Genomic DNA, 11684 nt, shown 5'->3' on the forward strand with positions numbered 1-11684 from the left:
TTACTTCTCCGCTCCTGCTGCAGCGGGTGCAGCCTCGGCCTGCGCGCCACGGGGCGCGCGGCGACGATCGCCGCGGTCGCGCGACGGCTTCTGGGCCGCCTGCTCGCGAGCGAGTTCCTTGTTGGTGAGGTCACCCTTGTAGATCCAGACCTTCACGCCGATGCGGCCGAAGGTGGTCTTCGCCTCGTAGAAGCCGTAGTCGATGTTCGCGCGCAGCGTGTGCAGCGGCACACGACCCTCGCGGTAGAACTCCGAACGGCTCATCTCGGCGCCGCCGAGACGGCCGGAGACCTGGATTCGGATGCCCTTGGCGCCCGCGCGCTGAGCGCCCTGCAGACCCTTGCGCATCGCGCGACGGAACGCCACGCGAGCAGCGAGCTGCTCGGCGATGCCCTGAGCGACGAGCTGAGCGTCGGCCTCGGGGTTCTTCACCTCGAGGATGTTCAGCTGGATCTGCTTGCCGGTGAGCTTCTCGAGGTCGGCGCGGATGCGCTCGGCCTCGGCGCCGCGGCGGCCGATGACGATGCCGGGACGAGCCGAGTGGATGTCCACGCGGACGCGGTCACGGGTGCGCTCGATCTCGACGCGGGAAACGCCCGCGCGGTCGAGCTGCTTCGTCAGGTGCTGGCGGATCTTGATGTCCTCGGCCAGGTAGTCGGCGTAGCGCTGACCCTTCTTGGTCGAGTCCGAGAACCAGCGCGACACGTGGTCGGTGGTGACCCCGAGGCGGAAGCCGTAGGGATGAATCTTCTGGCCCATACCGTTAGGCTCCCTTCTTCGCGGCGGCGAGCTCGTCAGCGGTCTGCAGAACGACCGTGATGTGGCTCGTGCGCTTGTTGATGCGGAATGCGCGCCCCTGCGCACGAGGGCGGAAACGCTTGAGCGTCGCTCCCTCGTCGACGAAGGCGCGAGCAACGACGAGCTCGTCCTCGTTGAGGCGCAGGTTCTCGTTGTCGGCCTTGACACGCGCGTTCGCGATCGCCGATGCGACGAGCTTGAACACGGGTTCCGCGGCCGCCTGCGGGGCGAACTTCAGGATGGCGAGGGCCTCCTGAGCGTTCTTTCCGCGAACCAGGTCAACAACGCGACGGGCCTTCTGGGGGGTGATGCGGATATGACGCACGCGTGCGATCGACTCCACCATTTCTCTTCCTCCTTCACGTCACCGCTTAGCGGCGACGGCCCTTCTTGTCGTCCTTCACGTGGCCACGGAAGGTGCGGGTGGGCGCGAACTCGCCCAGCTTGTGACCCACCATGGTTTCGGTGACGAACACCGGGATGTGCTTGCGACCGTCGTGGACCGCGATGGTGTGCCCCAGCATGGCGGGGATGATCATCGAACGGCGCGACCAGGTCTTGATCACGTTCTTGGTGCCGGCTTCGTTCTGGGCAACCACCTTGTTCAGCAGGTGGTTGTCGACGAAGGGGCCCTTCTTGAGACTACGAGGCATCTTCTACTCTCTCCTACCTGCCGTTTAACGCTTCTTGCCGGTCGGACGGCGACGCACGATGAGCTTGTCGCTTTCCTTGTTCGGGTGGCGCGTGCGGCCTTCCTTCTGACCCCAGGGGCTGACCGGGTGACGACCGCCCGAGGTGCGGCCTTCGCCGCCGCCGTGCGGGTGATCCACCGGGTTCATGACGACACCGCGCACGGTCGGGCGGACGCCCTTCCAGCGCATGCGGCCGGCCTTGCCCCAGTTGATGTTCGACTGCTCGGCGTTGCCCACCTCGCCGACGGTCGCGCGGCAGCGCGCGTCGACGTTGCGGATCTCGCCCGAGGGCAGACGCAGCTGGGCGTAGGGGCCGTCCTTCGCCACGAGGCGAACCGACGCACCGGCGGAACGAGCGAGCTTCGCTCCCCCGCCCGGCTTCAGCTCGATCGCGTGGATAACCGTACCGGTGGGGATGTTCTTCAGCGGCAGGTTGTTGCCGGGCTTGATATCCGCGCCGGCGCCCGACTCGACGATGTCGCCCTGCTTCAGCTTGTTGGGGGCGATGATGTAGCGCTTCGTGCCGTCCTCGAAGTGCAGCAGCGCGATGCGCGCCGTGCGGTTCGGGTCGTACTCGATGTGCGCGACCTTGGCGTTCACGCCGTCCTTGTCATTGCGACGGAAGTCGATGACGCGGTACTGGCGCTTGTGTCCACCACCGATGTGACGGGTGGTGATACGGCCCTGGTTGTTGCGGCCGCCCGTCTTGGGGAGCGGGCGGAGCAGCGACTTCTCAGGCGTCGAACGCGTGATCTCAGCGAAATCAGCGACGCTCGAGCCGCGACGACCCGGGGTCGTCGGCTTGTACTTGCGAATAGCCATATTGTGTTCCTCTTCGCCCCTTCTACAGCGCAGCCGTGAAGATGTCGATGGAGCCCGACTTCAGCGTGACAATGGCGCGCTTGGTGTCCTTGCGCTTGCCCATGCCGAACTTCGTGCGGCGGGTCTTGCCCTTGCGGTTGAGGGTGCGGACCTTGTCGACCTTCACGCTGAAGACCTGCTCGATGGCGAGCTTGATCTCGGTCTTGTTCGCGGTCGGCTGCACCTCGAAGGTGTACTGGCCGTTCGCGTCGATGAGGTTGTAGCTCTTCTCCGAGACGATCGGGCGGATGATGACGTCGTGTGCAGACTTAGGCAGGCTCACTTCGCGCCCTCCTTAGCGGTGTTGGTGTCAACCGTGCGGCCGGCGACGAACGCGTCGAAGGCTGCCTTGGTGAAGACGAGATCGTCGCTGACGACCACGTCGTAGGCGTTGAGCTGATCCTGGAACAGCACGTGGACGTGCTGCAGGTTGCGAACGCTGAGCGCGGTGACCTCATCCTCACGGGTGATGACCACGAGCACACGCTTGCCCGGCGCGACCGATGCGAGGAACTCGCGAGCCGACTTGGTGCTGGGCTTCTCACCGATGCCGAACGACTCGACGACGTGCAGACGGTTCGCACGAGCGCGATCCGAGAGCAGGCCGGTGAGCGCGGCAGCGATCATCTTCTTGGGGGTGCGCTGTGCGTAATCGCGCGGCACGGGACCGTGCACGATACCACCGCCGCGGTGCTGCGGCATGCGGACCGAACCCTGGCGGGCGCGGCCGGTGCCCTTCTGCTTGAACGGCTTGACACCCGAACCGGAGCGCTCGCCGCGGTTCTTGGTCTTGTGCGTACCCTGGCGCGCAGCTGCGAGCTGAGCGGTGACCACCTGGTGGATCAGCGGGACGTTGGTCTCGGCGCCGAAGATGGCCTCGGGAAGATCGACCGATCCGGCCTTCTTGCCCTGGGCATCGAGCACCTCGAGCTTGGTAGCGGTAGCCATGAACTACGCCCCCTTCACTGCGTTGCGAACGAAAACGAGACGACCGCGAGCGCCGGGAACCGCACCCTTGACCAGGATGAGACCCTTCTCGGCGTCGATCGCCTGCACGGTGAGGTTCTGCACGGTGACACGATCGCCGCCCATACGGCCGGCCATGCGCTGTCCCTTGAAGACGCGACCCGGGGTGGCTGCGCCACCGATCGAGCCCGGCTTGCGGTGGTTGCGGTGCGCACCGTGCGAAGCCGAAACGCCCTTGAAGTTGTGGCGCTTCATCGTGCCCGCGAAGCCCTTGCCCTTCGAGGTACCCACGACGTCGATCTTCTGACCGGCCTCGAAGGTGGCGTCGACGGTGAGCTCCTGACCGAGCGAGTACTCGGCCGCGTCGGCCGTGCGCACCTCGGTGAGGTGACGGCGAGGCGTGACGCCCGCCTTCTCGAAGTGACCGGCGGAAGGCTTGTTGACCTTGCGGGGATCGATCTGACCCGCGGCGATCTGAACGGCGCTGTAGCCGTCGACCTCGGGGGTGCGGATCTGGGTGACCACGTTGGGGGCCACCTCGATGACGGTCACGGGGACGACGTTGCCGTTCTCATCCCAGACCTGCGTCATACCGAGCTTGGTGCCCAGAAGACCCTTCACGTTACGTGCTACTGACATGCTGCGGATCCCCCCCTTAGAGCTTGATCTCGATGTTGACGTCGGCAGGCAGATCGAGACGCATGAGCGAATCGACGGCCTTCGGGGTGGGATCGACGATGTCGATCAGGCGCTTGTGCGTGCGCTTCTCGAAGTGCTCGCGGCTGTCCTTGTACTTGTGGGGCGAACGAATCACTGCGATCACGTTCTTCTCCGTGGGGAGCGGCACGGGGCCGATCACGGTCGCACCCGCGCGGGTCACCGTGTCGACGATCTTACGTGCGGAGCTGTCGATGACCTCGTGGTCATACGACTTCAGTCGAATGCGGATCTTCTGTCCCGCCATGACATCTCTACTTTCTACTTGCGTCGTACCGCTGCGCTCCCCGAGCTTGTCGGGAGGCGCGCCGGCATTGGACGTCTTGCGTACCAGCGCCCTGGCACACGCGCTCTGACGAGCGCTCCGTGCTGGGTCTCTGTTCACCTGTCAAGAACCGCGCCTGCGACCTGCGCAGAGGCGGCCCCGCACACATGAAGCGACCGGGCTTTCGCCGAGCCGCTTCGATGCACGGGTGGTGTTCGCTACCCGCGGCCTCACCCGCTCCGGACGAACCCGAGCGATGATGCACTGCCTGGCAGTGATCCGCGCAAAGGCGCGGAGTACTGAACCTGTCTATTCTCGCACGGGTGCGGGAGTTGATGCAACCCGGGCGTGTCGCGGTTCGGGATCGCGCGCTCGCTAGGCAGGGAACCCCGCCGCGTCTTCGCTCCGCTCAGCCGCGCCAACCCTGATGCGCTCGCTCTCCGCGATCCCTCACCGCCCGAGAAGCAGGCCCCGATGCGCGCAGAACTCCAATCCCCTCACCGCCCGAGGGAAGAGCGGCCCTGATGCGCTCGCTCTCCGCGATACCTCACCGCCGCGGTTCAGACGCGGCGAGGAAGCAGACGGGGAAGGAGCGTGTAGAAGACCACCACCGCGAGACCGCCCACGAGCAGTGCGAGCGTGCCCCAGAGGCCTGTGAACAGCGACACCAGCCCGAGCAGCGATGCCAGCGCGGTGCATCCTGCCGTGATGAGCGAGGCCTGCACATGCGTGTAGCCGAGCTGCTGAATGCGCTGGTAGGCGTGCTCCTTGTGCGGCTCGTCCCACTTGTGGCCGGCGCGCACGCGCTTCACGAGCGTGACCCCCACATCGCCGAAGTAGATGACCATGGGGCCGATCGTGGCGAGGAACGGCACGCCCGAGACGAGCGCCGCGAAGCTCGTGATCGCCACCGCTCCGCCGAGCAGATAGCTGCCGACGTCACCGAGGAACGCGCCGGGTCTGGTCAGGTTCCACGGCAGGAACCCGCCGAATCCGGCGGCCAGCACGAGGCCCGCGAGCAGCAGCCAGCCGTGGCCCGTGAGATATCCGGCGGTACCGAACGCGAGGCCGGCGATGACTCCGTGGAAGCCGCTGATCCCGTTGAGCCCGTCCATGAAGTTGGCCACGTTGATGTAGCTGGAGATGAACAGGATCGCATAGACCGCCAGCAGGATGAGACCCCACAGCGGCAGCGGGCTCTGGCTCGCCCACCCCGACACCCACTGCAGGATCACCGGGCTCGCCAAGCCGGATGCCTCGGAGAAGAGCTGCGGCTGCCACAGCATCGAGGTGGAGACGCAGCAGGCGATGAGCAGCAGGCAGAGACTGCGGATGCGTACGCTCAGGCCCCGCAGGTCCTCGGCGAGGCCGAGCAGGCCGGCCGCGAGCGAACCGAGCACCACAGTGATCAGGGTGCTCGAGACGTAGGACTCGCCGAGAAGGGGCGGCAGCAGCGCACCGGCACCGCCGCCGACAGCCATCGCGATGAGCACCGCGAGTCCCAGACCGCGCAGCACCGGCTTCTCGTGCGAGGAGCGCTCGTTGGGAACGTCCATGATGCCGAGTTTGAACAGCCAAGGTCTCACGGCGAAGGGCAGCAGCAGGCTGAGCACGAGCGTGACCGCGCCGATGACGAACGCGCTTCCGATCCCGATCACTGCACGCGCTCCTCAGCGGCCTCCGTCAGGTCGAGGCGGGCGACCCATCCCTCATGGTCGAGCACCTCCGGTGAGATCGTGTCGACGTGGGCGTGCGAGATCTTCGGGTGGAAGGGACGTTCGTCGCCCTCGCCGACACCCACCAGCTCCTCGTGCAGCTTCTCCCCGTGCCGCAACCCGGTGAACACGATCTCGATGTCCTTGCCCGATTGCGCGATCATGCGCCGCGCAACATCGATAATGCGCACGGGATCCCCCATGTCGAGGATCAGCACCTCACCCGGCCGCCCGATGCCGCCGGCCTGCACGACCAGCTGACACGCCTCCGGGATCGTCATGAAGAACCGCGTCACCTCGGGGTGCGTCACCGTGATGGGTCCGCCCGCCTCGATGAGCTTGCGGAAGGTCGGCAGCATGGAGCCCCGGCTGCCGATCACGTTGCCGAAGCGGACCGACAGGTACCGCCGGCCCGTCTGCTGGGCCATCCACGCTGTGAGCTTCTCGGCGACCCGCTTCGAGTGGCCGAGCACGCTCGTGGGGTTCGCGGCCTTGTCGGTCGAGATGTTGACGAACGTTCCGACGTGCGCGGCCTGCGCCGCGCGCAGCACGTTCAGCGTGCCGAGCACGTTGGTCTTCCACGCCTCGTCCGGATACTGCTCGAGCATCGGCAGGTGCTTGAGCGCGGCCGCGTGGAACACGACCTCGGGGCGACGCGCGGTGAAGATGCGCTGCAGAGCGGCCTCGTCGCGGATGTCGGCGAGCACCACGTCGTTGGTGTCGAGGAGCCCGTGGCCGCTGATCGACAGCTGGGTCTCCTGGAGCGCGGTCTCGTCGCGGTCGAGCATGATCAGCTCGCTCGGGGCGAAGCGCGCGAGCTGGCGGCACAGCTCGGATCCGATCGACCCGCCTGCGCCCGTGACCAGCACACGACGATCCTGCAGGTACTCGGCGATCGATTCCGTCTCGAGCCGCACGGGGTGGCGGCCGATGAGATCCTCGATCGACAGCTCGCGCACATTGGAGATCGCAGAGGCGTTCTGCAGGATCTGCTCGAGCGGCGGCAGCACCATGGCGGTGATCCCCGCCTCGTCCGCAGCCTGATCGACGCGCCGCATCATTGAGGCATCCGCATCGCCGATGCACACGATCAGCCGGGTCGCGCGGGTCTGCCGCGCGGCATCGGCGAGGTCCTCGAAGCTGCCGAGCACCCGCACTCCCCTGACCTCCTGGTGCCGCTTCTCGGGATCGTCGTCGATGAATCCGACCGGCAGCACCGACCCCTTGGAGTCCGTGAGCAGACGCTTCGCGGTCTGCACGCCCAGATATCCGGCGCCGTACAGCAGCGCTCGCTCCGCCTCGGCCCCCGGCTTGAGCTGCCGCTCGTTGTAGAGGCGCAGCACATATCGCGACACCCCCATGAGACTGAAGGTGATCGGTGCGGCGATGATCATGGTGCTGCGCGGGATCCCATTGCCGTATCCGACAAGGAAGGCGAACACCCAGGCGACGATCATCACAGCGGTGATGTTCAGCACCAGTGCCCGCACCTCGTCGAAACTGCCGATCTCGTATCGGTTGCGGTACAACCAGAAGATCCACCCGCCGAGCAGCTGCAGCACCACGGTGATGCCGACCACCGCGAGGGTCCATCCCCAATGGATGCGGTTGAGGTTGAAGTCGAAGCGCAGTACGAGAGCGGCGAGGATCCCGATCGCCCAGGAGGCGGCGTCGAGCAGGAAGAGCAGCCCGTACTGGCGGGTAAAGTGGGCGACGCGCTCGCCCGGGGTCTGCGGCACTCGTTCTCCATTCGCTCTGCTGGACCGATCAGAGGCTGAGCCTCGGAACACTTCGAGGATACCGCTCAGCTCCTGGCCGCGAGCCGCACCGCGCCGTCCCGAGCACCACCGCTCAAGCCCCGGTATGGACCCCTGTCGAACATGTACCGCACGGCCCGCGCGGAGACCTCTATAGATTGGATCTCGTCGCCTTCGGCGATGTCCGGGCGTGGGCGCCGCTCGCTGCGCCCGCTCCCCTGCAATGACGCAAAGGAACAGGTGCACCCGCTATGACTGTCACATCCGCCGCCCGCCCTTCGACACCCGAGCCTCCGCCGCCCACGCACCCGCGGCGCTCCGGACGCCGAGGCGTCCGCGTCGCGGCGGCCTCGCTGCTCGTCGCCGGGTTGCCGCTCATCGGCGCGTCCCCTGCGCACGCGGCCCCGACCGACGGCTCGTTGAGCTACGGCGACTCGCTCTTCACCGGCATCGGCAACGGCGGCTACGACGTGCTCCACTACGATGTGGAGCTCGATTACGCGCACACGGCGATCGACGATCGACCCGCGGGCGACCTCGACGCGACGGCCGGGATCACCGCCACCGCCCCCGAAGCGCTCAGGTCGTTCTCCCTCGATTTCGAGGGGATGACCGTCGACTCGGTGACCGTGAACGGCGAGCCCGCGACATTCACGCGGCCGGCGGTCGATAAGCCGTCCGAGTCGTACAAGCTCGTGATCACCCCGGCCGCCCCGGTGCAGGGCGAGTTCACCACGGTCGTGCAGTACTCGGGCGTGCCCAGCATGCACCTCGACAACGACGGTTCGAGCGAGGGCTGGGTCGCCACCCCGAACGGCGTGATCGCGCTCGGTCAGCCGGTGGGCACCATGACCTGGCTGCCGAGCAACAACACGCCGGCGGACAAGGCCACCTTCAACACTCAGATCACCGTCCCGACGACGATGAACGAGCTCCCGGCCTCGGCTGTGAGCAATGGAGAGCTCGTCGGTTCCGTCGACAACGGGGACGGCACCACGACCTGGCACTGGCAACAGCAGAAGCAGCAGGCGACGATGTCCGCGATGGTGGGGATCGGCAACTACGATCTGCACCAGAGCACGATCACGCTGAGCGACGGTCGCGAGATCCCCGAGTGGTCGTTCATCGACGCCTCACTCACGCCGGAGCAGAAGAGCACGACGATCGACCGCCTCGGCCGGATGCAGGAGATCCACCGTTTCCTGGAGTCCAAGTACGGCCCGTACCCCGGCAACAGCACCGGCATCATCGTGCACGAGTCGAACGTGGGCTACGCGCTCGAGACGCAGGACCGCTCGTACTTCCCCGGAGTCCCCGGGCTCGGCACGCTCGTGCACGAGATCGCCCACCAGTGGTTCGGCGCGGCCGTCACCCCCGACGACTGGAACAACATCTGGATGAGCGAGGGGCAGGCCACCTACTCGTCGGCGATGTTCGATCAGGAGATCGGGCTCGGCGCGGAGCCGGGCAAGACCACCGCTGAGACGTACTTCGCGATCTGGGACGACACGGACGCGGCGCACGACAGGTGGAAGGTCGCACCCGCGGCCATGACGGATCAGGTCGAGCTCTTCGGGTGGCAGTCGTACACGCGTGGAGCGATGACCTACGAGGCGCTGCGCCAGGTCGTCGGCGACGAGGTCTTCTTCGACCTCCTCTCGACGTGGGCCCAGTCGAACAGCGGGCAGAGCAAGTCGACCGCTGACTTCATCGCGCTGGCTGAGGAGAAGTCGGGGAAGGATCTCGCGGCGTTCTTCCAGGACTGGCTCTACGAGCGCGACAAGCCCGCCTGGCCGTCGACGTGGGCTCTCGACCTCGCCGCAGATCCCGCGGGCGGCGAAGTGGCGCCCGGCAGCGAGATCGTGTACACGCTGACGGCGAAGAACACCGGACAGGTCCCACTCGCGGGGACCGCGACGGTCGACCTCTCCGAGGTCCTCGACGATGCGCAGCTCGATGACGCGGCCCTCGATCCCGCTCTGTCGCTCGACGGCACCACGCTCACCTGGGACGTGCCCGAGATCACCGGCACGGAGTCCACGACCGCATCGTTCGCCGTGCGGGTCCAGGATCACGCCTACGGCGCCGCCCTCGACGCGACCGCCTCGGGTTCGCTGGGCGCATTCTGCGGTACGTGCGCCGTCGGCCACACCACGGCCCCGGACCAGGACAGCACCGGCGATCCCGACGCCACGGGTGATCCCGACGCCACCGGTGATCCCGACAGCGCCGGTTATCCCGACGGCACCGGCAACCCCGACGGCACCGGCAACCCCGACGGTACCGGCGACCCCGACGGTACCGGCGACCCCGACGGCGCAGGTTCGGGCGGTGCCGGTGCGAGCGGCGATGCCGACGGCGGGACTCCCCCGCGTACGGACGGGAACGGTACGCTTCCCACCACGGGCGGGAGCGCAGACATCGCGCCGTGGGCGATCGGAACCGGCGCGCTACTGCTCATCGCCGGAGCGATCCTGCTGCTCCGTCGCCGGGCCTCCGTAGAGTAGAGAGCCGGTAAACGCGAAGAACCCCCGGGATCGCTCCCGGGGGTTCTTCAGCGGATCGGGATCCGCTCAGTCAGTCTGAGACTTACTCGACGACCTTGGTCACCGTGCCGGCGCCGACGGTACGGCCACCCTCACGGATCGCGAAGCCGAGGCCCTCCTCCATAGCGATCGGCTGGATCAGCTCGACCGACATGTCGGTGGTGTCGCCGGGCATGACCATCGGCTTGTCCTCGGGCAGGGTGATGACACCGGTCACGTCAGTCGTACGGAAGTAGAACTGCGGACGGTAGTTCGTCTCGAACGGGTTGTGACGGCCGCCCTCTTCCTTCTTCAGGATGTAGGCGGTGCCCTCGAACTTGGTGTGCGGGGTGATCGAACCGGGAGCGACCACGACCTGACCGCGCTCGACCTCTTCGCGCTTGGTGCCGCGGAGGAGGAGGCCGCAGTTCTCGCCGGCCCAGGCCTCGTCGAGCTGCTTGTGGAACATCTCGATGCCGGTGACGGTGGTCTTCTGCGTCGGGCGCAGACCCACGATCTCGACCTCGGAGTTGATCTTCAGCGTACCGCGCTCGGCGCGGCCGGTGACCACGGTGCCGCGGCCGGTGATGGTGAAGACGTCCTCGACGGGCATGAGGAACGGCTTGTCCTTGTCACGCACGGGATCGGGGATGCTCGCGTCGACGGCCTCCATGAGCTCGAGGACCGAGTTGACCCACTTCTCCTCGCCCTGGAGCGCCTGGTAGCCCGAGACGCGCACGACGGGAGCGTTGTCGCCGTCGAAGCCGTTCTTTGTGAGCTCCTCGCGGACCTCCATCTCGACGAGCTCGAGGATCTCCTCGTCGTCGACCTGGTCGCACTTGTTCAGCGCGACGAGCAGGTAGGGAACGCCGACCTGCTTGGCGAGCAGGATGTGCTCCTTCGACTGAGCCATGAGACCGTCGGTGGCCGCGACCACGAGGATCGCGCCGTCCATCTGAGCGGCGCCGGTGATCATGTTCTTGATGTAGTCAGCGTGACCGGGGGCATCAACGTGAGCGTAGTGGCGCTTGTCGGTCTCGTACTCGACGTGCGAGATGTTGATGGTGATGCCGCGCTGGCGCTCCTCGGGAGCCGAGTCGATCGTATCGAAGTCGCGCTGCACGTTGACGTCAGACGGGAACTTGTCAGCGAGGGTCTTCGAGATCGCCGCGGTAAGAGTGGTCTTACCGTGGTCGACGTGACCGATCGTTCCGATGTTTACGTGCGGCTTGGTCCGCTCGAACTTGGCCTTCGCCACTATGGTCCTCCTCAGGACATCGTTGCACTCGCTTTCCCTCGACGGTTTCGAGGGCACGCGAATACGGGGTGTGTGTACCTATGTTACAAGCTCAAGCCTGCGATCGCGACCTGAGCGATGTGTTCGGCGG

General features: G+C 66.6%; 12 protein-coding genes. 1 reads left to right on the forward strand and 11 read right to left on the reverse strand.

Annotation, left to right across the window (positions count from 1 at the left end; translation table 11 throughout):
- The 10 genes from rpsC to AC0KXF_RS03870 form a co-directional block, all read right to left on the reverse strand.
- A complete protein-coding gene (gene rpsC / locus AC0KXF_RS03825; RefSeq protein ID WP_017885321.1) occupies nucleotides 1–759 on the reverse strand; it encodes a 30S ribosomal protein S3 in 759 nt (252 codons plus the stop codon).
- 4 nt (nucleotides 760–763) lie between these two features.
- Nucleotides 764–1144 (reverse strand): 50S ribosomal protein L22, encoded by a 381-nt coding sequence (gene rplV / locus AC0KXF_RS03830; protein WP_223044592.1) that lies wholly within the window; start codon nucleotides 1142–1144, stop codon nucleotides 764–766.
- 25 nt (nucleotides 1145–1169) lie between these two features.
- A complete protein-coding gene (gene rpsS, locus AC0KXF_RS03835; RefSeq protein WP_105804995.1) occupies nucleotides 1170–1451 on the reverse strand; it encodes a 30S ribosomal protein S19 in 282 nt (93 codons plus the stop codon).
- A gap of 24 nt (nucleotides 1452–1475) precedes the next feature.
- Complete coding sequence (gene rplB / locus AC0KXF_RS03840; protein ID WP_223044593.1) at nucleotides 1476–2312, reverse strand: 50S ribosomal protein L2; 837 nt, start codon at nucleotides 2310–2312, stop codon at nucleotides 1476–1478.
- Between the two features lie 22 nt (nucleotides 2313–2334).
- Nucleotides 2335–2634, reverse strand: a complete 300-nt coding sequence (gene rplW, locus AC0KXF_RS03845) for a 50S ribosomal protein L23 (protein ID WP_223044594.1) — start codon at nucleotides 2632–2634, stop codon at nucleotides 2335–2337.
- Nucleotides 2631–3299 (reverse strand): 50S ribosomal protein L4, encoded by a 669-nt coding sequence (rplD, locus tag AC0KXF_RS03850; protein WP_223044595.1) that lies wholly within the window; start codon nucleotides 3297–3299, stop codon nucleotides 2631–2633. The genes rplW and rplD overlap by 4 nt, the downstream gene beginning before the upstream one ends.
- A 3-nt stretch (nucleotides 3300–3302) precedes the next feature.
- Nucleotides 3303–3956: a 50S ribosomal protein L3 gene (gene rplC, locus AC0KXF_RS03855; protein ID WP_223044596.1), complete on the reverse strand. Its 654-nt coding sequence runs from the start codon at nucleotides 3954–3956 to the stop codon at nucleotides 3303–3305.
- A 16-nt stretch (nucleotides 3957–3972) separates the two neighbouring features.
- On the reverse strand, nucleotides 3973–4281 hold the full coding sequence (rpsJ, locus tag AC0KXF_RS03860; RefSeq protein ID WP_010156393.1) for a 30S ribosomal protein S10: 309 nt from the start codon (nucleotides 4279–4281) through the stop codon (nucleotides 3973–3975).
- A gap of 578 nt (nucleotides 4282–4859) precedes the next feature.
- A complete protein-coding gene (locus AC0KXF_RS03865; RefSeq protein WP_473107931.1) occupies nucleotides 4860–5957 on the reverse strand; it encodes an MraY family glycosyltransferase in 1098 nt (365 codons plus the stop codon).
- Nucleotides 5954–7753 (reverse strand): polysaccharide biosynthesis protein, encoded by a 1800-nt coding sequence (locus tag AC0KXF_RS03870; protein WP_473107932.1) that lies wholly within the window; start codon nucleotides 7751–7753, stop codon nucleotides 5954–5956. The genes AC0KXF_RS03865 and AC0KXF_RS03870 overlap by 4 nt, the downstream gene beginning before the upstream one ends.
- 269 nt (nucleotides 7754–8022) lie before the next feature.
- Between AC0KXF_RS03870 and AC0KXF_RS03875 the strand changes: the two genes are divergently transcribed.
- Entirely contained in the window at nucleotides 8023–10278 is a 2256-nt protein-coding gene (locus tag AC0KXF_RS03875; protein WP_473107933.1) for a M1 family metallopeptidase, read from the forward strand.
- Nucleotides 10279–10360: 82 nt separating this feature from the next.
- Here AC0KXF_RS03875 and tuf read toward each other — a convergent pair whose 3' ends face one another.
- Nucleotides 10361–11554: an elongation factor Tu gene (tuf, locus tag AC0KXF_RS03880; protein WP_473107934.1), complete on the reverse strand. Its 1194-nt coding sequence runs from the start codon at nucleotides 11552–11554 to the stop codon at nucleotides 10361–10363.
- Nucleotides 11555–11684 lie beyond the last annotated feature (130 nt).

It is taken from the genome of Leucobacter holotrichiae, assembly GCF_055791005.1.

Coding starts and splice junctions, on each gene's coding strand:
- rplD (WP_223044595.1), bottom strand. CDS start 3,299: ATGGCTACCGCTACCAAGCTCGAGGTGCTCGATGCCCAGGGCAAGAAG.
- rplB (WP_223044593.1), bottom strand. CDS start 2,312: ATGGCTATTCGCAAGTACAAGCCGACGACCCCGGGTCGTCGCGGCTCG.
- AC0KXF_RS03875 (WP_473107933.1), top strand. CDS start 8,023: ATGACTGTCACATCCGCCGCCCGCCCTTCGACACCCGAGCCTCCGCCG.
- rplV (WP_223044592.1), bottom strand. CDS start 1,144: ATGGTGGAGTCGATCGCACGCGTGCGTCATATCCGCATCACCCCCCAG.
- rpsC (WP_017885321.1), bottom strand. CDS start 759: ATGGGCCAGAAGATTCATCCCTACGGCTTCCGCCTCGGGGTCACCACC.
- rpsS (WP_105804995.1), bottom strand. CDS start 1,451: ATGCCTCGTAGTCTCAAGAAGGGCCCCTTCGTCGACAACCACCTGCTG.
- rpsJ (WP_010156393.1), bottom strand. CDS start 4,281: ATGGCGGGACAGAAGATCCGCATTCGACTGAAGTCGTATGACCACGAG.
- rplC (WP_223044596.1), bottom strand. CDS start 3,956: ATGTCAGTAGCACGTAACGTGAAGGGTCTTCTGGGCACCAAGCTCGGT.